This is a genomic window from Streptosporangium sp. NPDC050855 (assembly GCF_044456585.1).
GTDB lineage: Bacteria > Actinomycetota > Actinomycetes > Streptosporangiales > Streptosporangiaceae > Streptosporangium > Streptosporangium longisporum.
In genome coordinates, this window is record NZ_JBITFY010000002.1 from 556914 (window position 1) to 581146 (window position 24233).

General features: G+C 72.8%; 21 protein-coding genes. 9 read left to right on the forward strand and 12 right to left on the reverse strand.

The features are described 5' to 3' along the window. Positions 1-141 precede the first annotated feature (141 nt). Positions 142-1458, forward strand: coding sequence for a threonine--tRNA ligase (gene thrS, locus ACIBCT_RS07620; protein WP_399186566.1), 1317 nt, complete (start codon positions 142-144; stop codon positions 1456-1458). Positions 1459-1698: 240 nt separating this feature from the next. On the opposite strand, the gene ACIBCT_RS07625 is transcribed toward thrS, so the two are convergent. Genes ACIBCT_RS07625 through ACIBCT_RS07640 form a run of 4 tightly spaced genes read right to left on the reverse strand, consistent with a single transcriptional unit; the run spans position 1699 to position 5124 of the window. Next, the gene (locus tag ACIBCT_RS07625) at positions 1699-2622 is read right to left on the reverse strand and encodes a glycine betaine ABC transporter substrate-binding protein (RefSeq protein ID WP_399186567.1); all 924 of its coding nucleotides are present in this window, start codon (positions 2620-2622) and stop codon (positions 1699-1701) included. 36 nt (positions 2623-2658) lie between these two features. Continuing rightward, a complete protein-coding gene (locus ACIBCT_RS07630; protein WP_399186568.1) occupies positions 2659-3330 on the reverse strand; it encodes an ABC transporter permease in 672 nt (223 codons plus the stop codon). Continuing rightward, positions 3327-3989 (reverse strand): ABC transporter permease, encoded by a 663-nt coding sequence (locus ACIBCT_RS07635; RefSeq protein WP_399186569.1) that lies wholly within the window; start codon positions 3987-3989, stop codon positions 3327-3329. Before ACIBCT_RS07635 ends, ACIBCT_RS07630 begins: the two co-directional genes overlap by 4 nt. Then, on the reverse strand, positions 3982-5124 hold the full coding sequence (locus ACIBCT_RS07640) for an ABC transporter ATP-binding protein (RefSeq protein ID WP_399186570.1): 1143 nt from the start codon (positions 5122-5124) through the stop codon (positions 3982-3984). Before ACIBCT_RS07640 ends, ACIBCT_RS07635 begins: the two co-directional genes overlap by 8 nt. Positions 5125-5414: 290 nt before the next feature. Here ACIBCT_RS07640 and ACIBCT_RS07645 point away from each other — a divergent pair, with 290 nt between their 5' ends. After that, positions 5415-7577, forward strand: a complete 2163-nt coding sequence (locus ACIBCT_RS07645; protein WP_399186571.1) for an RNA polymerase sigma factor — start codon at positions 5415-5417, stop codon at positions 7575-7577. A 207-nt stretch (positions 7578-7784) separates the two neighbouring features. Here the strand turns inward: ACIBCT_RS07645 and ACIBCT_RS07650 are convergent, their stop codons facing one another. Both ACIBCT_RS07650 and ACIBCT_RS07655 read right to left on the reverse strand, forming a co-directional pair. Then, positions 7785-9287: an MFS transporter gene (locus tag ACIBCT_RS07650; RefSeq protein WP_399186572.1), complete on the reverse strand. Its 1503-nt coding sequence runs from the start codon at positions 9285-9287 to the stop codon at positions 7785-7787. A 121-nt stretch (positions 9288-9408) separates the two neighbouring features. Continuing rightward, positions 9409-10146, reverse strand: a complete 738-nt coding sequence (locus tag ACIBCT_RS07655; RefSeq protein ID WP_399186573.1) for an SRPBCC domain-containing protein — start codon at positions 10144-10146, stop codon at positions 9409-9411. Positions 10147-11134: 988 nt separating this feature from the next. On the opposite strand from ACIBCT_RS07655, the gene ACIBCT_RS07660 reads away from it, so the two are divergent. Then, the gene (locus ACIBCT_RS07660) at positions 11135-12277 is read left to right on the forward strand and encodes a glycoside hydrolase family 19 protein (RefSeq protein ID WP_399186574.1); all 1143 of its coding nucleotides are present in this window, start codon (positions 11135-11137) and stop codon (positions 12275-12277) included. A gap of 303 nt (positions 12278-12580) precedes the next feature. On the opposite strand, the gene ACIBCT_RS07665 is transcribed toward ACIBCT_RS07660, so the two are convergent. The 5 genes from ACIBCT_RS07665 to ACIBCT_RS07685 all read right to left on the reverse strand — a co-directional run bounded on the left by ACIBCT_RS07665 (position 12581) and on the right by ACIBCT_RS07685 (position 17594). Further along, on the reverse strand, positions 12581-13753 hold the full coding sequence (locus tag ACIBCT_RS07665; protein WP_399186575.1) for a lipid-transfer protein: 1173 nt from the start codon (positions 13751-13753) through the stop codon (positions 12581-12583). 160 nt (positions 13754-13913) lie between these two features. Further along, complete coding sequence (locus ACIBCT_RS07670) at positions 13914-14324, reverse strand: MaoC/PaaZ C-terminal domain-containing protein (RefSeq protein WP_399186576.1); 411 nt, start codon at positions 14322-14324, stop codon at positions 13914-13916. Continuing rightward, positions 14324-15358, reverse strand: a complete 1035-nt coding sequence (locus ACIBCT_RS07675; RefSeq protein WP_399186577.1) for a bifunctional MaoC family dehydratase N-terminal/OB-fold nucleic acid binding domain-containing protein — start codon at positions 15356-15358, stop codon at positions 14324-14326. The genes ACIBCT_RS07670 and ACIBCT_RS07675 overlap by 1 nt, the downstream gene beginning before the upstream one ends. Next, positions 15355-16509 carry an acyl-CoA dehydrogenase family protein gene (locus ACIBCT_RS07680; protein WP_399186578.1) on the reverse strand — a complete coding sequence of 385 codons (1155 nt, stop codon included), beginning with the start codon at positions 16507-16509 and terminating at the stop codon, positions 15355-15357. Before ACIBCT_RS07680 ends, ACIBCT_RS07675 begins: the two co-directional genes overlap by 4 nt. After that, positions 16509-17594, reverse strand: a complete 1086-nt coding sequence (locus ACIBCT_RS07685; RefSeq protein ID WP_399186579.1) for an acyl-CoA dehydrogenase family protein — start codon at positions 17592-17594, stop codon at positions 16509-16511. The genes ACIBCT_RS07680 and ACIBCT_RS07685 overlap by 1 nt, the downstream gene beginning before the upstream one ends. A gap of 192 nt (positions 17595-17786) precedes the next feature. Here ACIBCT_RS07685 and ACIBCT_RS07690 point away from each other — a divergent pair, with 192 nt between their 5' ends. The 4 genes from ACIBCT_RS07690 to ACIBCT_RS07705 all read left to right on the forward strand — a co-directional run bounded on the left by ACIBCT_RS07690 (position 17787) and on the right by ACIBCT_RS07705 (position 21622). Further along, positions 17787-18500, forward strand: a complete 714-nt coding sequence (locus ACIBCT_RS07690; RefSeq protein ID WP_399186580.1) for a TetR family transcriptional regulator — start codon at positions 17787-17789, stop codon at positions 18498-18500. A gap of 130 nt (positions 18501-18630) precedes the next feature. Further along, positions 18631-19785 (forward strand): steroid 3-ketoacyl-CoA thiolase, encoded by a 1155-nt coding sequence (locus tag ACIBCT_RS07695; protein ID WP_399186581.1) that lies wholly within the window; start codon positions 18631-18633, stop codon positions 19783-19785. 105 nt (positions 19786-19890) lie between these two features. After that, positions 19891-20910, forward strand: a complete 1020-nt coding sequence (locus tag ACIBCT_RS07700; RefSeq protein ID WP_399186582.1) for an MBL fold metallo-hydrolase — start codon at positions 19891-19893, stop codon at positions 20908-20910. Positions 20911-20947: 37 nt separating this feature from the next. After that, a complete protein-coding gene (locus tag ACIBCT_RS07705; RefSeq protein WP_399186583.1) occupies positions 20948-21622 on the forward strand; it encodes a FadR/GntR family transcriptional regulator in 675 nt (224 codons plus the stop codon). A gap of 42 nt (positions 21623-21664) precedes the next feature. Here the strand turns inward: ACIBCT_RS07705 and ACIBCT_RS07710 are convergent, their stop codons facing one another. Further along, positions 21665-22294, reverse strand: coding sequence for a TetR/AcrR family transcriptional regulator (locus ACIBCT_RS07710; protein WP_399186584.1), 630 nt, complete (start codon positions 22292-22294; stop codon positions 21665-21667). A 36-nt stretch (positions 22295-22330) separates the two neighbouring features. Between ACIBCT_RS07710 and ACIBCT_RS07715 the strand changes: the two genes are divergently transcribed. After that, a complete protein-coding gene (locus ACIBCT_RS07715) occupies positions 22331-22657 on the forward strand; it encodes a rhodanese-like domain-containing protein (RefSeq protein ID WP_399186585.1) in 327 nt (108 codons plus the stop codon). A 249-nt stretch (positions 22658-22906) separates the two neighbouring features. Beyond that, positions 22907-24232, forward strand: coding sequence for a collagen-binding domain-containing protein (locus ACIBCT_RS07720; RefSeq protein ID WP_399186586.1), 1326 nt, complete (start codon positions 22907-22909; stop codon positions 24230-24232). Position 24233 lies beyond the last annotated feature (1 nt).

The window sequence follows — 24233 nt, forward strand, 5'->3', positions numbered from 1 at the left end:
TCGGCCGCTCGCCCCACCGTGTCCGGGCGGACCTCCGCCGGGAAACGTCCTCGTGGACGTCGCGGCGTCTCTGCTACCGTTTCCGGCATGAAGCGCGCCGCCATGACGACGACGCCGGAGAGTGTCCCGGCGCGCTGACCGATGTTCTGTCCGAAGCCCCGGGGCGAGTGCCCCGGGGCTTCGTCGTGGGATCACTCGCCCGATGTACGCGAGGAGACCGCCATGCACGACCACCGCAGGCTCGGCCGCGAGCTGGAGCTGTTCGACACCGACCCGCTGATCGGCGCGGGTCTGCCCTACTGGCTGCCCGACGGCGCGGCCGTACGGCACGCCCTGGAGGAGTACGTCCGCGCCGCCGAGCGCAGGGCCGGATACCGGCACGTGTACTCGCCCGTGCTGGGCAAACGGGAGCTGTACGAGATCTCCGGGCACTGGTCGCACTACTCCGACGACATGTTCCCGCCCATGGAGCTGGGAGCCGAGCAGGTCGTCCTGCGGCCGAGCCTGTGCCCGCACCACGCGCTGATCTACCGCTCCCGCTCGCACAGTTACCGTGAGCTGCCGCTGCGCATGGCCGAGCTGGGCGGCATGTACCGCTCGGAGCTCTCGGGCGTGCTCGGCGGGCTGACCAGGGTGCGGGCCATCCAGCTCAACGACGCGCACATCTTCTGCACCCCTGACCAGGTCGCCGACGAGGCGCGCGGGGCCCTGGAGATGATCCGCCGGGCGTACGAGGCGCTCGGGATCACCCGGGCCCGATACCGGCTCTCCCTGCCCGGCCCCGGAGGGAAGTACGTCGCCGGCCCGGAGATGTGGCGGCGCTCCACCGCCCTGCTGACCGAGGTCCTCGACCGCTCCGGCCTGCCCTACGAGACCGCCGAGGGAGAGGCCGCGTTCTACGGGCCCAAGATCGACGTCCAGGTCGCCGACGGCGCGGGCCGGGAGTCCACCCTGTCCACCGTCCAGGTCGACTTCCACCAGCCCGAACGGTTCGACCTGCACTACATCGGCGCGGACGGCGCGAAGCACCGGCCGGTCATGGTCCACCGCAGCGTCGTCGGCAGCGTGGAGCGGGCCGTCGCCCACCTCATCGAGCAGCACGGCGGCGCCTTCCCGGCCTGGCTCGCCCCCGTCCAGCTGGTGATCCTGCCGGTCTCCGAGGCCGAGCTGCCGGACGCCGAGGCGCTCGCCCGGCGATGCGCCGGCCTGGACCTGCGGGCGGAGATCGCCGGTCCGGAACGCGGCAGCCTGGGCGCCCGCGTACGGGAGGCCAGGCTCGTGCCGTACCAGGTCGTCATCGGCGCGCGCGAGGCCGCCGTCGGCGAGGTCACCCTGCGCCTGCGCGGCGGCCGCCGCCTCGACCCGCTGCCCGCCGCCGACGTCCTCGCCCGCGTCGGCGCTCTCGTCGGCGCCCACGGCACCCGCCTGTGGGACGACGCCGTCCCGGCGAAGGCGTAGACGGAGCCGAGCGACACCGACGACACCGACGACACCGACGATGCCGACGACGACGCCGACCCCCGCGAAGGGGAAGGAGAAGGCGGACAGGACGACGCCGTCTTCGTGAGGGCGGGACCGCCCGTGGAGACACCCGCTCCCCGGGACGGCGGTCCCCCGTGATTCCACGCCGGGAACGACGGAAGGCGGGTGGAGGTCCACCCGCCTTCCGTCGAGACCGTCACGCGGAGCGCGTCACCGCTACAGCAGGCCGTTCTGGGTGAGCCAGTCCTTGGCGACCGTGGCCGCGTCGTCCTTGTCCACCGCGACGCGCTTCATCAGCGCGACCAGGCCGGGGGTGTCGAGCTTGGCCGAGACCGCGTCGAGCGTGGTGCGCACCGTGTCGTTCACGCCCGCCTTGTTGACCAGCGGGGCGATGTTCTCGGCGGCGAAGGCGCTCTTGGTGTCCTGGAGGGAGACCAGGTCGTTGACGATGATCTTCGGGTCGGTGGTGAAGACGTTGCCGACCTGGACGGTGCCGTCCTTGATGGCGTCGGCGGTGGCGTCACCGGTCTTCTTCCACTCCTTGAACTCCAGGCCGTAGGTGTCCTTGAAGTTCTTCTCCTGGCGGCTCTGGAACTCCGGGGGACCGCCCACCGAGAAGGTCTTGGAGACCTTCACCAGGTCCTCGATCGTGGTCAGGCCGTTCTTGGTGGCGGTCTCCTTGGTGACCGTCAGCGAGTTGTTGTCCTCGGCCGCGGCCGGGGTCAGCACCTCCAGCTCGGCCGGCAGCTTCTCCTTCAGGCCGGCCACGACCTCGTCCTTGGACTTGGCCGTGGTGCTCTTGTCGACGAACGCCAGCAGCGAGCCGATGTACTCCGGCAGGACGGTCAGGCCGCCGCTCTTGACCTGGTCGTACAGGACCTCGCGGCTGCCGATGTTGAGCTTCTCCTCGACCTGGACGCCCTTGGCCTCCAGGGCCTGGGAGTAGATCTCGGCCAGCAGGACGTTCTCCGGGAAGTTCGCCGAACCGATGACGACCTTCCCCCCGGCTGCGGGCGCGGAGGCAGATCCGGATCCGGCGGGCGCCGGGGAGGCGCTGGTGAGCGGATCTCCGCCGCCGCATGCGGTAAGTGTGAGCGCCGCGGACAACAGGACCGCCGCGGTGCTGATCAGGCGCTTCATCGTGCTATTCCCTTCCAAAGCGGAGGGTATAGGAGACTATCGGATGGTCTGGCGCTCGCTCACCCCCGGGGAGACCGTCACGCGCTGAACCAGAGTGAACCCGAGCTGGACGAGAAGCGCCAGCAGCGCTACGAGGACCGCCCCGCCGATCGTGCTCGGGAAGTTCTTGGTGGCCAGGCCGTCGATGATGAACCGTCCCAGGCCGCCCAGGCCCACGTACGCGGCCACGGTCGCGGTCGCCACCACCTGGATCGCGGCCAGCCGCAGCCCCAGCAGGATGAGCGGCAGCGCGACCGGCACCAGTACCCGCCCGAGCACCTGCCCGCCCTTGAGCCCCATCCCGTACGCGGCGTCGCGCAGCTCGGGGTCGACCCCGCGGATGCCCTCGTAGGTGTTGACCAGGATGGGCGGGACGGCCAGCGCCACCAGCGGGATCAGCACCGGCAGGATCGTCCCGACTCCCATGAGCAGCACGATGAGGACCAGCAGGCCGAGCGTGGGCAGGGCGCGGGCCGCGTTGGCGGCGAAGACCACCAGCACGGCGCCCCTGCCGGTGTGGCCGATCAGCAGTCCCAGCGGGAGTGCGATCAGCGTGGCCAGCAGCAGCGAGAGCCCGGCGAACTCCAAGTGCTCCAGCAGCCGGGCCGGGATCCCGTCGGGCCCCGACCAGGTGGCCGGGTCGCCGAAGAATTCGAGCAGCCAGTTCACGCGGACCTCCTTGCCCGCGACCACGGGGTGAGCAGGCGCTGCGCCAGGATCAGCAGCAGGTCCGCGATCCCGGCGAGCACGACGACCAGCACGATGCCGACGACGATCGGGGTGTAGAACTGCCGCTGCCAGCCGTCGATGAACAGGTAGCCGAGCCCGCCCCTGCCGACCAGCGCGCCGACGCTGACCAGGCTGACGCCGGCGACCGTGGCCACCCGCAGCCCGGCCAGCACGACCGGCACCGCGATCGGCAGCTCCACCTGCAGCAGCCTGCGCAGCGGGGTGAAGCCCATGGCCACCGCGGACTGGCGCACGTGGTCGGGGACCGAGCCCAGGCCGTCCACGACCGCGGGGATCAGCACCGCCATGGCGTAGAAGGTGAGCGGGACCATGACGGTCAGCCGGGTCGCCAGGCCGGTCAGCGGGATGAGCACGATGAAGACCGCCAGCGAGGGCAGCGAGTAGATCACGTTCATCAGGCCGACGGTCGGCTGGTAGAGCCACCGCCAGCGGACCCCGGCCAGCCCGAGCGGGAGCGCGATGAGCAGCCCGACGAGGACCGGCACCAACGCCATCACGACGTGGTCGGCGAGGAGCTCCTGGATCGTGGGCCAGTTGCGCCCGATCCAGTCCCAGCGGACCAGCGGCTCCTCATCCATCGACGCCTCCCCGACCACCGGCGCCCTTCGCGGGCGAGCCCGCGCCCGCCGCGACCTCGGTCAGCGCCTCGTCCAGTGACCGGCGGGTGGCGACGCCCACCGCCCTGCCCGAGCCGTCCACCGCGACCGCGTTGCCCGAGGGGGACAGCAGCGTCGCGTCCAGCGCGCCGCGCAGCGAGTCCCGCCCGCTGACGTACGTCCCGTACGGCGCGAGTTCCAGGTCGGCGAGGGTGCCGGACGCGGGCAGGTCCCCGGTCGCGACCCAGCCCAGCGGCCGTTCCCTCTCGTCCACCACGGCCAGCCACTCCTCGCCGGAGGCGCGGGCCGAGGCGACGTCGGTGGAGGCCGGGACCAGCAGGTCGGTGCGCAGCCCCACCCCCTCGTCGGAGATGAAGGAGAGCCGCCGGATGCCCCGGTCCCGGCCGAGGAACTCGCGGACGAAGTCGTCGGCGGGCCTGGCCAGCAGGGTCGCGGGGTCGTCGAGCTGGGCCAGCCGCCCGCCGACGCGGAGCACGGCCACCCGGTCGCCGAGCTTCATGGCCTCGTCGATGTCGTGCGTGACGAACACGATGGTCTTGTTCAGCTCCGCCTGGAGCCGGAGCAGCTCGTCCTGAAGGCTGGTGCGCACGATCGGGTCGACCGCGCTGAACGGCTCGTCCATCAGCAGCACGGGCGGGTCGGCGGCGAGCGCGCGGGCCACGCCGACGCGCTGCTGCTGCCCGCCGGAGAGCTGGAAGGGGTAGCGTCCCGCCATCTTGGGGTCGAGCCCGACCCTCTCCAGCAGCTCCATCGCCCGGGCGCGGGCCTTCTTCCTGTCCCAGCCGAGCAGCAGGGGCACCGTCGCCACGTTGTCCACGATCTTGCGGTGCGGGAAGAGCCCGGCCTGCTGGATGACGTAGCCGATACCGCGCCGCAGCGTGGGCGGGTCGATCGTCGTGACGTCCACGCCGTCCAGCAGGATCCGCCCGCCGCTCGGGTCGATCATTCTGTTGATCATTCGGAGGGACGTGGTCTTGCCGCACCCCGAGGGTCCGACGAAGACGGTCATCTCTCCGGTGGGCACCTCAAGGTTCAGATCGTCCACGGCGACGGTCCCGTCGGCGTAGCGCTTGGTGACACCATTGAATGTGATCATGCGCAACCTCTTTTTCGACAGGATTGCGGTTCCCCTGTCACAACCGTCCCCATGATCCCGCCCGGGTCAGCCTATGCCCGACTTAACCGGCCTGTCTTCCCTGCTTTGCCGAGCTAGATCGTCATGTGTATTTCTCGGCAAAAGGGCATTCAGTAGTGCGGGAGGTGGCCAGGAGTTGACATGATGACCCACATCGCTGAAGTTGATCCCACCGGCACCGTACGTCGCAGGCTTCACAGACGTCCCCCGCTCTCCCCCCCGCTCGCCGAAACACCAGAGGATCCGGTCCCGTGACCCAACCGCTCCTCGGTCAACGCTCGCGCACCGAACTGATCGCCGAGCTGTACGACCGTCACGCAGCAGGGCTGTTCGCCTACGCCCACGACCAGCTGGGCGACGCGGGCTCGGCCTCCGACGTCCTGGTGGCCGTCCTCTCCAACGTCTCGGACACCGAGCCGCCGCGCGCGGCGCTGTACGCGCTCGCCCGCCGTGAGATCTACCAGCGTGACATCGTCTACTCGCCGCCGGTCACCGGCCTCGACCCGGTCGCGACCCTGGTCCAGCGCGTCCTCGCCGACCTGCGCACCCACCAGCGCGAGGTGCTGTACCTGTCGGGTGTGTGCGAGATGGACGCCGCCGAGCTCTCCTGGGTGCTGGACGTGGCGGCCGACACCGCCGACGAGCTGACCGTGAGCGCCTGCCGCCGCCTGTCGCAGTCGCTGAGCCTCGCCCTGGCCTCGGCCCGGATCCCCGGGCACCTGGCCGAGGTGTTCGGCGCCCTCGCCGTCGCGCCGGTCCGCGACGTGCTCAACCTCGCCCCCTGGGCCACCCCGCCGGCGCGGCTGCGCTCCGCCGTGCTGGGGCCCCGGGCCTCGATCGCCCCGGCGATCAGGCGGCCGATGGCCCCGCTGGTCAGGCAGCTGTGGCCGACGACGCCCCAGTGGCCCCTGCCGTCGGCGGAGAACGGCACCGCGCCCGAAGCGCCGTTCGGCCCGCTCTCCGGCGCGCCGGCCCTCCCCGCGCCCGAGGCGCCCGAGGACCGTTTCCCCGATCCCTTCGCACCGCCGGACCCGGACGTCCTCTCCGCGCACGAGGCCAGCACGGAGCCGATGCCCAAGCTGGGCGACTCGGTGCTCACCGCCCTGGACGCCGCGGCCCTGCGCCCCCGCCGCAGGCTCCAGCGTCCCCGGCCGCGCAGGGCGGCCCCGATGCCCGCCCCGATCCCCGGCGACGTGCTGGACGACGCCCCCGGGCGGCAGGACGGACAGGAGGACCTGTTCCGCCCGCCCACCCCACAGGCGCGGGCGGCCCGCGCCTACACCGACAGGCTGGTCGCCACCGCCCCCCGGGACGGGGAACGCCCTCCGGGGGAGCACGTCACCGAGTCCCCCTTCCCGGCCCTCGGAGACCGGACGGGTTCCGGGCAGGCAGGCACCCTCGGCGGCTCCGGGCGGGCACGCCCCCTTGTCCCCTTCGAACCGGCAGGCGCCTCCGGGGACGTGCTCGACGACCTACCGGCCGCGCACCCGCTCCCCGGCTGGCCGCTGCAGACCGACCAGCTCGACGCCCTCGCCGCCGACGAGCGCGAGCGCCACGCGCGGCCGTCGTCCCCGGCGGCCCCGTCAGCCCCGTCGGTCCCGGTGGCCTCGGTGACTCCGGTGCCGCCCGCGCCCACCGCCCCGATCCCCCCGGCCGTCCCGGCCGTCCTCGCCGCGCCGGTCCCCCCGGCTCCCCTGCCCTCCCCGGCCTCCCAGTTCGCACCCCCGGTCGCACCCCCTGTCGTTCCCTCGCCCGACGGCCCCCCTGCCTCCGGGACGTCCGATCCCGTACGGCCGCACGCCGTCGACTGGTTCGCGGACACCTCCTCCGGAGCCGTGACCGGCGAGATGCCGACCGCCCTCCCGCTCTGGACGCCCCGGCCGGACCACCTGAGCGCCCCGGCGAACCAGGCGCGGTTCCGCCTGCCCAGCTGGGTCGTGTGTGAGGACCATCTCCCCGAGGACCTGCCCTCCGGGGCCCCGCTCCGGCCCGTCCCGCAGAACCCCACGCCGACGCCGTACGAGACGCGGCACGACGGATGGACGACCGCCCCGGTGGACGTGCCCGCGGCGGCGCTCCCGGCGCTCCCGGCGCCCCCGGCGGCCCCTGCGCCCTCCGCACCCCCGGTGCCCCCGCCCGGTCCGGCCCTGCCCCCGGAGTTCCCGTGGAACGGCCGTACCGAGGCGCCGCGACCGGAGCCCGCGGAGCAGACGACGACACGAACGGGACAGCCGGCCCCCTCCCCCTCCGGACGAGCCGCGTCCCACAGGCGCGGGAGCCGGGCGTCGCACGCCCGCAGGACCAAGGTGAAGACCTCCCACCACGACTGGGCGTGGGAGGTGGCCGGCTTCGTCATCGCGGTGGCGATCGCAATGATCGTCTTCTTCGCCGTGCCGATGATGACCGCTCCCTGACGTCCTCGGACCCGCACGGAGCCCCGGACCTCCCGGCCTCCGCGCACGCGCGACGCCCGCCGCCCTCCGGACGGAGGACGGCGGGCGGCGGGCGTCGGACCGAGAACAGCGGACCGAGAACAGCGGACCGAGAACAGCGGAACGGGCCACGGTGGAGCCGCGACGGGTTCCGGCGGGACCGCCGCGGGGTCACGGACGGACGACGGCTCAGGCGGGCTGTTCCTCGGACACCGGCGCCTCGACGGCGGGGGTCCGGAGCGTGATCGCGGCGACCAGCGTCAGCACGGCGAAGACGGCCGCGCCGACCGCGCCGACGACGTTGAGCCCGCTGGTGAACGCGCTCCGCGCCGCGTCGAGCAGCCCGGGGACCTCACCGGCGACCGACACCGCCCCGGTGAGGCTCGACGTCGCCGTGCGCGCCACCTCGCCGGGGATCCCCGCGGGCAGGTCACCGGCGAGGACCGACCGGTACACCACGGTCCCGAGGCTGCCGAGCGTCGCGATGCCCATGGCGACGCCGAACTCCCCGCTGGTCTCGGAGACCGACGCGGCCGAACCGGCCTTCTCCGGCGGCGCGGCGGCGAGCATCAGGTTCATGGTGAGCGCCATCGGGAACGAGATCCCGGCGGAGGCCAGCACCAGCCCGGCGACGAGCATGCCGGAGTCGGCCACGGTGACCCGCGTGACCACCAGCAGGCCGGCGGCGGAGATCGCGAGCCCCAGCGCGACGACGGTGGACGCCGGAAGCCTGCGGGCCAGGGCCGGTGCGGCCATCGAGCCCGCGACCATGGCGACGTTCTGCGGGATCAGCCACATCCCGGTCGCCAGGGGCGACAGGCCCGTGACGTTCTGCAGGTACAGCGAGGACAGCAGGGACAGACCCGCCATGACGACCCCGCCGAAGAGCATGATCCCCAGGGCCGTGCTGAACGTGCGGTCGGCGAAGAGGCGCAGGTCGAGCAGGGGCTCGGCCAGTGCCCGCTGCCGGCGGACGAAGACGACGCCGATCGCGAGGCCGACGACGATCTCCGCGAGCGCGACGGGCTGCCAGCCGTCGCGGGCGAGGGTCTTGAGGCCGTGGATGACCGGCAGGATGGCGGCGAGCGACAGGACGACGCTGAGAAGGTCGAGCGGGTGTTCGGGCCGCTCGGCCTTGAACTCGGGCAGCAGGAACGGGCCGACGATCAGCAGCAGCACCATGACGGGCACGCCCAGCAGGAACGCCGACCCCCACCAGAAGTGCTGGAGCAGTACGCCGCCGACGAGCGGGCCGAGCGTCATCCCGCCCATGAAGCAGCTGAACCAGACCCCGATGGCCAGGCCCATCTGCTTGGGGTCGGGGAACATGTTGCGGATCAGCGCCATCGTCGAGGGCATCAGCGTCGCACCGGCGACGCCGAGCAGTGCCCGTGCCGCGATCAGCATGCCTGGGCTGGTGGCGTAGGCCGCCACCACCGAGGCCACCCCGAACGCGGCCGCACCGATCAGCAGCAGCCGGCGCCGGCCGATCCGGTCGCCGAGCGCCCCCATGGTGACCAGGAACCCGGCGATCATGAACGAGTAGATGTCGAGGATCCACAGCTGCTCGGTGGCGTCGGCGCGCAGGTCGCCGCCGAGCTGCGGCAGGGCCAGGTAGAGCACGCTGATGTCGAGCGAGAGCAGCAGGGTCGGCAGGGCGAGGACGGCGAGGCCGATCCACGGGCGGCTCATCGGGACGCTCCGATCCGGTGGGCCGGCTCGCACGTGGCGGCGCCGGTGCGGGGAATCGCAGGGTGGGCGGTGCTCATGGTGAGGTCCTCGTACTCGGAAGCGGTCTTCGTGTTCGGGTGGTTCAGGCCGGGACGGAGGCGAGCCAGGCGCCCCAGGTCCGCTCGGCCTCGGCCGGGTCGACGTCGGTGAAGACGTGGTGGCCGGTCATGATCAGGCCGCCGCCGTCGACGAACCGCAGCAGCGCGTCGTCGGTGCGCACGCCCAGGAAGGTGGGGGCGAGCACCGTGTCGACCACGCCGTCGACGGTCCGGCCCGCGACCGTGAAGTGCACCTTGTCGCCCTCCTCGACCTGCTCGGCCAGGCCCACGGTGCGGGTGAGGCCGGTCCAGACCGTGCCCGGGCCGGGCCGCTGCGGGCCGAACGCGGTGACCGGCACGGCGGTGCGGCCGGGGAAGTGCTCCAGGTACTGCGCGAGGGTCCGCAGGTAGAGCGGGTTGCCCTTGCGGAGCGCGTCGTACTCCGCCTCCCAGTCGCCGGTCAGCACGCCGCTGTGCACGAACCGCAGTGCGGTGGTGCCGCCGTCGCGGCCCTCGACGAGGTACTCGAACGCCATGAACGCGCCGTCCTCGCCGGGGTCGGAGCGGTAGGCGAACCGGTGCGGAGGCTCCCAGGCGGTGACCGTGGACTCGCCGGTGAAGCCGGGCATCGACATGGACGCCCTGCCGCCCTCGCGGGGTTCGATCTCGTTCCTGCCCATGAACCACGAGTCGACGCCGGGACCGGTCGCGATCGCCTGCCACACCTGTTCCGGGGTGGCCTTGAGCTCGACGTCATGGGTGAGGCGGAATTCGTGTGACATCTCAGGACTCCTTGGTGTCGTCGCCGCCCGCGTGATCGCGAGGCGGTGGTCGAGCACGGGCTCGGGTGACGGCGGTGACGGCCCGGCCAGCCGGCGGTGACGGCCCGGCCGTCCGGTGGTGACCGGGTGCCGGGGGTGTTCGCCGTGGTGGCGGCTCACCGGGGCGGGCGACCGGACCCGGACCGGCCGGGTTCCGTCCCGGCGGCACCGGCCTTGTCGATCACCCCGGCTCCGGCCATGCCACGACGATAGTGACCGACCATTTAAAAAGTCAATACAAGAAAAATTGTCGGTGAGGGACGAGCGCGTCGCCCGCTCGCCCCGTACGGCCGGACGCGGCACGCCGGGCCTGCCGGCGGAAGAGGACGCCCCGGCCGGTACGAGAAGACCGGACCGGCCGGGGCGTGAGCCCGCCGGGAGCGATGACACGAAAGGAGCGGTCGGGGCGTGAGCCCGTCGGGGCCGGCGACACAGAGGAAGCGGCCGTGAACCCGCCCGGCCGAACCGTGGCAGGCGTGGAACGTACCCGGGGACGGGGCCTGTGCCCGACGGTCCTCAGGGGGTTGTGACAACGATCTGTCAAGGCTAGGATCACGGCAACTCTTAGGAAACTTTCTTAAGAGAAAGTTAAGCGGGGACCTCCACGACCCGCTGCACCATCCACCCGATCCGACCTGGAGCTGCGCGAACCCCGGCGACGCGAACCGTCGTCGCGGGATGGTCCGACCGTCCGGACGCACCACGCCCACCGGTTTCCCCCATTGGGAGCGCTCATGCGACGCACCCCCGCACCGCCCGTCCTGACCGGGCCGGCAAGCCTTCCGTGCGGTCCGCTCGCGCCCCCGGCCATACACCGTCCCGACCCGGTGGGACGCCCACCCGGAGCGGGACGGCGCAGCGGTGGGACGAGCGTGGCGCGACGGCTCCCGTACGGACCGACCCCCCTCGCCGACCCTCCGCGGCCCCTGCCGCACGAAGGAGTGATCAAGTGTTGAGACAGCGCATCATGGCCACCCTCGCCGCCCTGGCGGTCACGGGCGGACTGTCGGTCGCCCTGCCGATGTCCTCGGCCGCCGGAAGCGCCGCCGGGAGCGCCGCCGGGAGCGCCGCGGAGAGCTCCGTCGGGAACTCCGCCCGGAGTGCCGCCGCGGCCTGCGTGGCCGCGTGGAACTCCTCGACGGTCTACACGAACGGCATGACCGCCTCCCACAACGGCCGCAACTGGTTCGCGCAGTGGTGGACCCAGAACGAGGCGCCGGGCACCAACTCCGTGTGGGCCGACAGGGGCGCCTGCGGCGGCGGCACCACCACTCCCCCGCCCACGGGCAACTGCAACCACCCCAACTGGGCGGCGGGCACCTGGTACACCGCCGGGAGCATCGTCAGGTACACCGACGGCAAGTACTACCGGGCCGAGCACGACAACCCGGGCTACGACCCGGTGATCAGCACCTGGTACTGGGAGCCGCACACCTGTGGCGGCACGACGCCCACCGACCCGCCCCCCACCTCGGGGTTCGTCGTGAGCGAGGCCCAGTTCAACCAGATGTTCCCGAACCGGAACCCCTTCTACACCTACAGCGGCCTGACCGCGGCGCTGAGCGCCTACCCGGGCTTCGCCAAGACCGGCAGTGAGACCGTCCGGCGTCAGGAGGCCGCGGCGTTCCTGGCCAACGCCAACCACGAGACCGGCGGCCTGGTCCACGTCGTCGAGCAGAACACCGCGAACTACCCGCACTACTGCGACACGAGCCAGCCGTACGGCTGCCCGGCCGGTCAGGCGGCCTACTACGGGCGCGGCCCGATCCAGCTGAGCTGGAACTTCAACTACAAGGCCGCGGGCGACGCGCTCGGCATCAACCTGCTCGCCAACCCGTACCTGGTGCAGAACGACGCGTCGGTGGCCTGGAAGACCGCCCTGTGGTACTGGAACACCCAGAACGGCCCCGGCACGATGACCCCGCACAACGCGATGGTCAACGGCCACGGCTTCGGCCAGACGATCCGCAGCATCAACGGCAGCCTGGAGTGCGACGGCCGCAACCCCGCGCAGGTGCAGAGCCGGATCAACTCCTACCAGCGCTTCACCCAGATCCTCGGCGTCGCCCCCGGTGGCAACCTGAGCTGCTGAACCACCGCCGTGGGCCCCGCCGCCCGGCGCCCCGCCCCCCCCCCCCGGGGGCCCGCGGGGGGGGGGCCCCCCCCCGGGCCCCCCGCCGGCCGGGGGGGGGGGGCGGGCGGGGGGGGGGGGGGGCGGGCGGCGGCACCCCCGCCCCCCCCCCCCCCCCCCCCCCCCCCCCCCCCCCCCCCCCCCCCCCCCCCCCCCCCCCCCCCCCCCCCCCCCCGGGGCGCCCGCGCGCCCCCCCCCCCCCCCCCCCCCCCCCCCCCCGTCCGGGTATCGGGGACGTCCGGGTATCGGGGACGTCCGCGGCGCTCACTCCGAGGACAGCACCAGCCCGCTGGTCGGCACGCCCGTCCCCGCGGTGACCAGCACGTTCCTCACGGAGGGGACCTGGTTGGCCGAGGTGCCGCGGATCTGCCGGACCGCCTCGGCGATCCCGTTCATGCCGTGGATGTACGCCTCGCCGAGCTGGCCGCCGTGCGGGTTGACCGGCAGGCGCCCGTCGATCTCGATGCCGCCGTCGGCGATGTAGTCGCGCGCCTCACCGCGCCCGCAGAAGCCCAGCTCCTCCAGCTGGGTGAGGACGAACGGGGTGAAGTGGTCGTACAGGATGGCCGTCTGCATGTCGGCCGGCCCGAGCCCGGACTGCTCCCAGAGCCGGCGGGCGACCACCCCCATCTCCGGCAGGCCGGTCATGTCGTCGCGGTAGTAGCTGGTCATCATCATCTGACCGGCGCCCGCGCCCTGGGCCGCCGCGGCGATCAGGGCCGGTGACCTGCGCAGGTCCCTGGCCCGCTCGGCGGAGGTGACCACCAGGGCCACCGCGCCGTCGCTCTCCTGGCAGCAGTCGAGCAGGTGCAGGGGCTCGGCGATCCACCTCGACGCCTGGTGCTCCTGGAGCGTGATCGGCCGCCCGTGGAACCACGCGGCCGGGTTGGTGGCGGCGTGCCTGCGCATGGCGACCGCCACCCGGCCGAAGTCCTCGGAGGTGGCGCCGTAGACGTGCATGTACCGCCGGGCGAACATCGCCACCCAGGCCGCCGGGGTCATCAGCCCGTACGGCACGTGCCAGCTCATCTCCAGGCCCTGGGAGGAGGGCTCGCCGCCGATCCGGGCGTCGGGCCTGCCGAACCGCTGGCCGGAGCGCTCGTTGAACGCCCGGTAGCAGACCACGGTCTCGGCGACCCCGGTGGCCACGGCCATCGCCGCGTGCAGCACGGTGCCGCAGGCCGCGCCGCCCCCGTAGTGCACGCGGGAGAAGAACGACAGGTCGCCGACGCCCACCTCGCGGGCCACGGCGATCTCCTGGTTGGCGTCCTGGGTGTAGGTGACCATGCCGTCCACGTCCGCGGGCGACAGGCCCGCGTCGTCGAGCGCCGCGAACACCGCCTCGGCGGCGAGCCGCAGCTCGGACCGGCCTGACTGCTTGGAGAACTCGGTCGCGCCGATCCCGGCGACGGCCGCGCGCCCCGACAAGGAGACCACGGTGATGGGGCCTTTCCGCGTGGATGAGAAGGGCTCGGTGGATCGGAAGAGCTCAGATCGGAAGAACTCAGAGAAGGCTCAGAGGAAGGGCTCGGCGGACGAGAGGCTCAGGGAACGGGAAGGGCTCGGCGGACGAGAGGGCTCGGGGAGCGGGAGCGGCTCAGTGGGTGGGGAGGGCGAACCTGACGGTGCCCGAGGCGTGGTCGCCGAGGCTGACCCTGCCGCGGACCTCGGCCGTGAACTCGCCCTCCTCGCGGGTGAGCACCGTGCCGGTGAAGACCAGCCGGTCGCCCGCGTACGCCGGGACGCCGAGCTTCACGTTGATGCCGCGGATCAGCGCCTCGGGCCCGGCCCAGTCGGTGACGTAGCGCTCGACCAGGCCCATGGTGGTCAGGATGTTGAGGAAGACGTCCTTCGACCCCTGCGCCCTGGCCCGGTGCACGTCGTGGTGGACGGGGGTGAAGTCCATGGTCGCCAGCGCGGTCGAGACGACCACGGTGGGACTCAGCTCGATCGCGAGTTCCGGAAGGAGGGTTCCGGTCCGCACCTCGTCGCGGGTGAGTGTCCGCATCACGCCTCCCGGGGGGTCCACATGGGCAGGATCAGCTCGTCGTCCATCCGGCGGTACGTCACCCGCACCGGCATACCGATACCCACCCGCGAAGGAGCGCAGTCCACCACGTTGCCCACGATCCGTACCCCTTCCGGCAGTTCCACCACGGCCACCACGAAAGGCGTCTCCCGTCCCGGAACGGGGGGGTGGTGGTGGACGACGTGGCTGTAGACCTCGCCCTCGCCGCTCGCCTCAACGTACGTGCGGGCGGTCGAGCGGCACGAGGGACAGACCGGGCCCGGCGGGTGGCGCAACGTCCCGCAGTCGGCGCACCGCTGGATCCGCAGCTCGCCCGCGGCGACGCCCTCCCAGAAGAACGCGGTGTCGTCGTTGACCGCGGGCCTGAGCGGGTACGGCTCGCGCGACGGCGCCCCGTCGGACGGCGGGTCCGCGGGGCTCGTCGCGGGCCGGAACTTGAGCACCCGGAACATCATCTCGGCCACGGCCTCGCCTCCGGCGTACCAGACGACGTTCCAGGTCACGAAATAGCCCTCGCCGAGCGCGGTCCGCTTCGGGCCGGTGATGCCGGTGAACCGGGTGGCCGGGACGGGGGACTCGCCGAGCCGCAGGTAGCGGTGGTAGGTCTGCTCGCAGTTGGTGGCGACCACGCCGGTGTGGCCCTCGTCGTCCAGCATCGCCAGTACGGGGTCCACCGGTGTGCCGGCCCGTCCGGCGTCGGGGTCCAGGCCGGGCATGGTCCAGACCTGGATCATCGCCGGGGGTGCCACGATCTCCCCGTGCACCCCGGCGGCCGCCGCCTCGGCGTCGGTGTAGAGCGGGTTGGCGTCGCCCAGCGCCGCGGCCCAGTGGCGGATCATCGGCAGGTTCACCGGGTCGGCCGGCGCGACGCCGGGCACCTCGCCCAGGGCGGCCTGGCGCGCGGCCAGGGCGGTGAGGCGCTCGTGCAGGGTGCCGGGATCGTTCGCGGGGCCGGTGGCGGGGACGGGGCCGGTCGGGCCGGTCGCACCGGTCGGGCCGGTCGTCGCGGTCATCGGGGCGGCCTCGGCAGGCTCAGGCCCAGCATGGCGATGAGTTCCCGCTGCACCTCGTTGACGCCGCCGCCGAAGGTGAGCACCAGCCCGCCCTTGGCGCCCCGGTCGACGCGCTCCATCAGGTCGGCGGTCGGCGGGTCGGAGGGGTCGCCGAAGCGGGCCAGGGTCTCGCCGACGATCCGGCCGACCTCCTGCAGCCGCTCGGAGCCGTAGACCTTGGTGGCCGAGGCGTCGGGGGCGCCCAGCCAGCCCAGGTCCATGTTGGCCGCGACCTGCCAGTTCAGCAGCTCGTTGGTCCGGAAGTAGGCGTGGACGCGGCCGAGGGCGCGGCGTACCGCGGGCTCGTCGATCGCGCCGGTACGGCGCGCCCAGTCCAGGAAGCGGTCGTAGGTGTGGGCGATGTTGCCCGCGGGGCCGAGCGTGACCCGCTCGTGGTTGAGCTGGTTGACGATCAGGTCCCAGCCCCTGTTCTCCTCCCCCACCACCATGTCCACGGGCACGCGGACGTCGGAGTAGTAGGTGGCGTTGGTGTGGTGGCGCCCGTCCATGGTCATGATGGGCGTCCAGGAGAAGCCGGGGTCGGAGCAGTCGGCGATCATCATGGTGATCCCGCGGTGCTTCTTCGCGTCGGGGTCGGTGCGCACGGCCAGCCAGATGTACTGGGCGTAGTGGGCGCCGGAGGTGAAGATCTTCTGGCCGTTGACGACGTAGTGGTCGCCGTCGCGGACCGCGGTGGTGCGCAGGGACGCCAGGTCGGTGCCGGCCCCGGGCTCGCTGTAGCCGATCGCGAAGTGGCACTCCCCGGCCAGGATGCGCGGCAGGAAGAACTCCTTCTGCGCGGGCGTGCCGTACTGCATGAGGGTCGGCCCGACGGTCTGCACGGTGATGATCGGGTACGGCACCTCGGCGCGGGCGATCTCGTTGGCGAAGATCTGCTGCTCCAGCGGGCCGAGCCCGCCGCCGCCGTACTCCTTCGGCCAGCCCAGCCCGAGCTTGCCGTCGCGGCCCAGCGCGCGGCAGTGCTCCATGTACGCGTGGCCGAACGGGTCGTCGGCGATCCGTCTCCTGTCCTCGTCGGTGAGGCAGGACCGGAAGTACTCGCGCAGCTCGGCGCGGAGCTCCTTCTGCTCGGGGGTGAGGTCGATCAGCATCAGACGAGCGCTCCGATCGTGTCGAGCCGGGCTTCGACCCCGCCCAGCAGGTGGGCGTGGTGCCTGCCCCAGGCGAAGTAGCGGTGCAGCGGGTAGGTCACGTCCACGCCGATCCCGCCGTGCAGGTGCTGGCAGGTGTACAGGGCGCCCAGCGCCTGCTCGGTCGCGGTCAGCGCGCCCACCGCGAGGTCGGCCTCGGCCCCCTCGTCGTCGCCCTGCTCCAGCCGCCACGCCCCGGACCACACGGCCACGTCCAGCGCCCGCGCGGCGATGTAGACGTCGGCGATCTGCACGGTGACCGCCTGGAACTCGGCCAGCGCCCGGTCGAACTGCCGCCGGGTCCTGATGTACTCGGTGGTCAGCGCCAGGGCTCCGGCCAGCACGCCGGAGAAGACGGCGATGTTCCCGGCCGTCACCGCCCGCCGCAGGCCGCCGGCGGCCAGGCCGTCCGCGGCGCCGACCATCTCGCCGGGTACGCCCCGCAGGGTGAGCGCGGCGGCCGGCTCGCCGGTGGAGACCGGCACGGGGCGTGGTTCCACGTCGCCGGGATCGACCAGGAACACCCCGGTCCCGGTGTCGGTCCGGGCCGTGAGCAGGATCTTCGAGGCTCCGGCCGCGTGGGGCGCGGTGCCCTTGGCACCGTCGAGCACCCATCCGGCGCCGTCCGGCCGCGCGGTGGTGACGGGCGGGGCTCCGAGGTCGCGGCCGGGCTCGGAGGGGGCGACGGCCAGCGTGATCTCGCCCTCGGCCAGCGGGGCCAGCGCCTCGCGCTGCTCGCGGGACCCGTACGAGGCGATCACCTGGGCGGCGACCAGGCTCGGCTCGGCGGGGACCGGGGCCACGCGGGCGCCGATCTCCCGCAGCAGGACCGCCGTCCCCACCGCTCCCAGCCCGGCCCCGCCGGCCTCCTCGGGCAGGCAGGCGCCGAGCAGCCCGGCGTCGGCCAGGGAACGCCACAGCGCGGCGTCGTAGGGGGCACCGCTCCTGGAGTGCGCCTCCAGCCGCGCGGCCGTCACCTCCTTGCCGAGCAGGTCGGCCGCGAGGTCGCGCAGGTCGGTCCGGGTCTCGTCAAGGGTGAAGTCCACGCGCGCTCCTGGGATGCCGTCCGCCGTTCCCGCCCTTCCGAAAAGTAGAACAGATTCTATTCCGTGTCCATAGCGGGCCGTCCGCAATAACACGGACATAACCGCCGCATCACATATGCCGTGTAAGCACGGGCATCTTTGTGACCGGCGAGTAACCCGCCGGAGTATCCGGAAATCAGATAACGTGTTCTCATGCGTACCCCGCAGGTGACGACCGAGGCACCGGCCGCCGCGCGCCCGGCCGGCAGGCACGCTCCGGGCAACGTCGATCCGGCCACGACCGAAGGGGCATCCGGCGTGCAGAGCGAACCGGCGTCCACCGGCGTCCGCACCAGGAGCCAGCACCAGCGGCGCAAGCGCATCGTCCAGGCCGCCGCGGCCCTCGCCTCGCGCGGCGGCGTCGAGGCGATGCAGATGCGGACCGTCGCCGAGCGCGCCGGGGTCGCGCTCGGGACGCTCTACCGCTACTTCCCCTCCAAGATGGATCTCGTCGTCGCCGTCGTGGGCGAGGAGATCGACCTCCTGGAGAGCAGCATCGAGCGCCGACCGCCCAGCGCCGTCGCGGCCTCGGGGCGCGCCGTCGACATCCTGATGCGCGCCACCCGCGGCCTGATGCGCGAGCCCGAGCTCGCCGACGCACTCATCCGCTCGCTGATCATGGCCGAGGTCGAGACGCCGTTCGGCGACCGCATGACGGGGCTGCTGCTCCGGGTCGCCGGGGACGACCTCACCGTGGAGACCGCCACCGAGGAGCAGTTCGCGCTCGCCGGCTCGCTCTCCAGCGTCTGGGTGCACGAGCTGCTGGAGATGCTCAGGGGACGGCGTACCTACGAGCAGATCCAGCGGCGCATCGAGATCGCCGCCGACCGGCTGCTCGCCGATTTCCGGCCCGCTCCTTCCGCCTGAAATTAGAACGCGTTACAGTCGCAGTCGAAGGCGACTAGAGCGACGTTCTGGAGCGACGCGCGAGCGGGCGGACCGGCGGGGACGGGCGCCCGGTGGCCGCGAGTTCCGAGCCGGAAGGCGAGGAGATCGTATGGGTGCAGTGATCGTCGAGGCCGTACGGACCCCGATCGGCAGGCGCGGCGGGTGGCTCGCCGGACTCAAACCGCAGGCGGTCCTCGCCGCGGCCCTGAGCGGCCTCGTCGGCCGCGCGGGCATCGACCCGGCCGCGGTGGAACAGGTCTTCGCCGGATGCGTCACGCAGGCCGGCGAGCAGGGCGGCCACATCGGCCGGTACGCCTGGCTGTACGCCGGGCTGCCCTACCGGGCGGGCGTCACCACCGTCGACGCGCAGTGCGGCTCCTCCCAGCAGGCCGTGCACCTGGTCGCCGCGCTCGTCCAGGCCGGGGTCATCGAGGTCGGCGTGGCCTGCGGCGTCGAGGTGATGAGCCGGGCACCGCTCGGCTCCAACGTGCTCCCCGCCCGGCCCCGTCCCGACGACTGGTCCATCGACATGCCGGACCAGTTCGCCGCCGCCGAGCGGATCGCGCGCCGGCGCGGGCTGACCCGCGAGCGGCTCGACCGGTTCGGCGCCCGCTCCCAGCAGCTGGCCGCGCGGGCGTGGGCCGAGGGCCGCTTCGACCGGGAGGTCGTCGCGGTGAGCGCGCCCGTCCTCGGCGAGGACGGCGAGCCGACCGGTGAGACGCGCCTCGTCGACCGCGACCAGGGGCTGCGCGAGACCACCGCCGAGGGGCTGGCCCGGCTCAGGCCCGTCGTCGAGGACGGCCTGCACACCGCGGGCACCTCCTCGCAGATCTCCGACGGCGCGGCCGCGGTGCTGGTGATGAGCGAGGAGGCCGCCGCCCGGCACGGCCTTCGGCCCAGGGCCCGCGTCCTCGCCCAGACGCTGGTCGGCGCCGAGCCGTACTACCACCTGGACGGGCCGGTGGACGCGACCGCGAAGGTCCTCGCCGGCACCGGGATGAGCATGGCCGACATCGACAGGTTCGAGGTCAACGAGGCCTTCGCCTCCGTGGTCCTATCCTGGGCATCGGTACACAAGCCGGACATGGAACGGGTCAACGTCAACGGAGGCGCCATCGCACTCGGCCATCCGGTCGGCGCGACCGGTGCACGGCTGATCACCACCGCGCTGCACGAGCTGGAGCGGTCCGACTCCTCGACCGCGCTGGTCTCCATGTGCGCGGGCGGGGCGCTCGCGACCGCGACCGTCCTGGAACGCCTGTGAACGGCGCGTGTGAGCGGCGCCCGTGAACGGCACCGGCAAGGAGCGCCCCCGAAGGGGCGCCGGCAAGGAGCGCCTTTTGAACGGCGCCGGTAAGGAGCACCACCGTTGAAGTCCCGCCGCAGGCCGTACAGCGAGCAGCGTCCGTTCGACACCGGTGGCGGGGTGTGGAGCGTGCCGGTGCCCATCCCGGGCAACCCGCTCGGCTACACCCTGGTCTACGCGATCGAGTCCCCGGCGGGCCCGGTGCTGGTGGACGCGGGCTGGAACGCCCCCGAGGCGTGGCTGGCGCTGCGCGACGGGCTCGCCGCGACCGGCATGGACGTCCGTGACGTGCGCGGGGTGGTCGTCACCCACTTCCACCCCGACCACGCCGGGCTGGCCGGTCAGGTCAGGGAGGAGTCGGGCGCCTGGATCGCCATGCACGAGGCCGACGCCGCGCTGGTCGCGATGATGCGCGAGTTCGGGGAGCGCGGGCACCGCGACTTCCAGGCCGACATGCTGCGCCGGGCCGGGGCGGGCGCCGTGGAGGTGGAGGAGGTCACCGGGAACCGGCCCGGGCCGCCCGCGACGCCCGACCGCGTGCTGACCGACGGCGACCTGATCGACGTGCCGGGACGCAGGCTGCGCACGATCTGGACCCCCGGGCACACCCCCGGCCACGTCTGCCTGCACCTGGAGGACGCCGACCGCCTGTTCACCGGTGACCACGTGCTGCCGGCGATCACCCCGCACATCGGCATCTACCCCTACGACCGCGCCGACGTGGACCCGCTCACCGACTTCCTGGAGTCGCTGGAGAAGGTCAAGGGGCTGGGCGACCTCGAAGCCCTCCCCGCCCATGAATGGATATTTCCGGATACGGCGGCGCGGGCGGCCGAGATCGGCGTCCACCACGAGGAGAAGCTCCGACGGCTGGCCGACCTGCTCGCCGAGGCGGAGGAGCCGCTGACCATCTGGGAGATCGCCGGGCGGATGACCTGGAACCGTCCCTGGGAGGACTTCCCGGTCCTGCTGCGCGGGATGGCCGCGGGAGAGGCCGCGGCGCACCTGCGCACCCTGGAGGTGCGCGGCCTCGTCCGGCGGGCGGCGGGGACGGATCCGGTCAGGTTCGCCATACACTCATAGACATCGGATGTCTGGCGAACCCTGAGGACGGTGCAGCGTGGCGGTCACCGATGCCGCTATCGACAGGATCAAACAGATGATCCTGTCCGGCGAGCTGGCCCCCGGCAGCAGGCTGCCCAAGGAGGCCGACCTGGCCGACCGCCTCGGCCTCTCGCGCAACTCGCTGCGCGAGGCCGTCCGCGCGCTGGCCCTGATCAACGTGCTGGACGTGCGCCAGGGCGACGGCACGTACGTGACCAGCCTGGAGCCCAGGCTGCTGCTGGACGCGATGTCGTTCGTGGTCGACTTCCACCAGGACGACACCGTGCTGCAGTTCTTCCAGGTGCGGCGCATCCTGGAACCCGCGGCGACCGCGATGGCGGCGACCTCCATGTCCGACTCCGAGGTCGCCGAGCTGCGCAGGCTCCTCGACGAGCTGCCCGCGGACCCGAGCGTCGAGCAACTGGTCGCCAACGACCTGGAGTTCCACCAGCGCATCGCGGAGGGGTCGGGCAACGCCGTGCTCTGCTCCCTCATCGAGAGCCTCTCGGGCCCCACCACCAGGGCCAGGATCTGGCGGGGCCTCACCCAGGAGAACGCCCTGGAGAAGACCCGCGAGCAGCACGGCGCGATCTGCGACGCCATCGCCGCCCGCCAGCCCGAGGTGGCGCGGGCCTGGGCCACGGTCCACATCGCCGGCGTCGAGGAGTGGCTCCGCAGCACCCTCGCCTGACCGTCCCCGAGGGACCAAAGGGCGCCGGGAGGGCGCGGGCCGTCACCCTCCGGGAGGGGGCGTCATCGAACGCGCGAGGCGGAGCACGCCCGCGCGTATCCGCTTCTCGCCCAGCTCCGGCAGGAGCGCGGACACGTGCTCGGCCGAGAGCGCGGCCAGCAGGGCGTGGGCGGCGTGCTCGGGGTCGGGCGTGCCGCCGAGCAGGATCGCCACGTGGCGGTGCCAGAACCGGTAGGCCCCGATCCGGTACCGGGCACCGGGGGCCGCGGTCTCCGACATCCGGACCAGGTCCAGGTGCTCCAGCAGGTAGTCCAGGTAGGCGCCGGCGAACGCGGCGAGCCGCTCACCGGCCGCCGCCCCGAGGCCGAGCGGCGGCGGCCCGTGCAGGATCGCCTCCTGCAGCACGCGTTCCCTGGCGTCCAGCAGGGCGGCGGCCAGGCCGGCCTTGTCGCCGAACCGGCGGAACAGGGTGCCCTTGCCGACGCCGGCGGCCGCGGCCACCTGGTCCATGGACACCGCCTCCACGCCCCGCTCGGCGAACAGCCGGGCCGCGGCCTCCAGTACCGCGGCGCGGTTGCGTGCCGCGTCCGCCCGTTCCCTCTGGGGTGGGGTGCGCAGCAGTTCCAGCGGTGTTGCAGAAGCGGACTGCGGTCCGCTATCGTCGTGAGCCACAACCGGACTATAGTCCACTTCTACGGAGGCAGCGACATGACCGCACTCATCACCCGGGACGAGCTGAAGGCCGCGATCGACGAGGGCCGCGTGACCGTCGTCGACGCGCTGGGCGGGCAGTACTACGCGCGGCAGCACCTGCCCGGGGCCGTCCCCCTGGTCCGGGCCGACGTCGACAGGCTGGCCCCCTCCCTGCTCCCCGACCTCGACGCCGCGATCGTCACCTACTGCTCCAACCCGGCGTGCCCCAACAGCGGGCAGGTCGCCGACAGGCTCACCGCCCTCGGCTACACCGACGTCCGCAAGTACCGCGAGGGCATCGAGGACTGGGCCGAGGCCGGCCTGCCCCTCGAATCCGCCTGAACCCGCCCGGGGCGGGGGCGGCACGGGAGATCCCCCGGTGGCATCCGCGCGGGCACGGGCCCGCCCGCGCGGCACGCCTGCCGCCCCTTCCCGCGTTCTCCGAATTCGAGCCACAGGCATGACGGACATTTGCCCGTACGGAGCCGCTCACCCCCTCTGAGCTGCTTAAACTCGCTCGGGAAATGGAGCGATCATGAGGGGAACGATATGCGCAGAGTGTATTTTTCCGTAGGTTTGAGCATTTTCGCCATGAGCCTGGGGGCCCTCATCGTCGATACCGGCTCGGGGCACGCTCCGCTGAACCCGGTCAGCGGCAACAACGGCTTCACCGTCGTCGTGGAGGGCGACGCCCGCCTGAACAGCAACGAGAACGAGGGCACCCTGGCGGTGGGCGGGGACCTCATCCTGACCGGCGACTACCGGGTCGCCACCCAGAATCCGGGCACCTTCGTCGTCGCCGGCGACGCCCGGCCCACGGCACTGGTGGTGGGCGGCCGGGTCGACTTCGCCGAGAGCAGCCCCACCGGACGGCTCTCGGTGCTCTCCAACGCCTACGTCAAGATCGGTGACCTCACCGACTCGTTCGTCCTGAACGTCGACAACAACGGCGCGCTGGTCAACACCCGGATCAACGCCACGGGCGACTACGAATCGCCGGCGCGGGTGGAGCTGACCGTACGCCAGCCCGTCGCCTCCGTCGGCCCCGCCTCGGTGATCGACTTCGCCGCGCTCTTCGCCACCTACCGCCAGCGCGCCGCGGACCTCGCCCTGTGCGTCAACAACGTGATCCTGCGGGACGGCAACGGGGTGCCCTTCCCCGGCAACGTCGTCCCGCCCGGTTCCAACGTCCGCATCAACCTGACCGACGGCATCACCAACGTCCTGCAGATCGACGCCGAGAACCTGAACAACATCGCCAACCTGATCTTCGACGACCGGCCCACGGCCACCGCCCCGCTCCTGGTCGTCGTGGACACGACCGCCGTGGGCGGTGACTTCACGTGGGTCCCCCCGAACTTCGCCGGCATCGGCGGGCCGGAGGGCCGGTTCATCCTGTTCGACTTCCCGGACGCCACCACCATCAGGCTTCCCTCGGGCAGGGGGGCCACCATCGAAGGGACGATCTTCGCTCCGAACGCCGCGCTGATCGACGAGAACGCCTCCAACATCGAGGGCAACGTCATCGTCCGCGAGCTGACCGCCGGCACGGCCACCGCCAACGGCGGGGAGATCCACGACTTCCCGTTCAGCACGGAACTGGACTGCGCGGCCCTGCCCCCGACCCCGACACCCACGCCGACCCCGACGCCGACCCCGACGCCCACACCCACGCCCACACCGACTCCGACCCCGACCCCGACGCCGGTACCGCCGCTCCCGGTCCCCACCCCGACGTTGACGCCGACGGGACCTCCGGGTTCACGGGTGCACACGTCCACGCGTCAGTCGCAGTCGTCGGTGCTGAAGCGCGCCTCCCGATGCGAGAGCGGAAAGGGCCGGTGCCGCTGCCGGGCCGGGCGAGGATGCTCCGGACCCGCCGGGCACGGGGAGAAGACGCTGGTACGCCGCCCGTGAC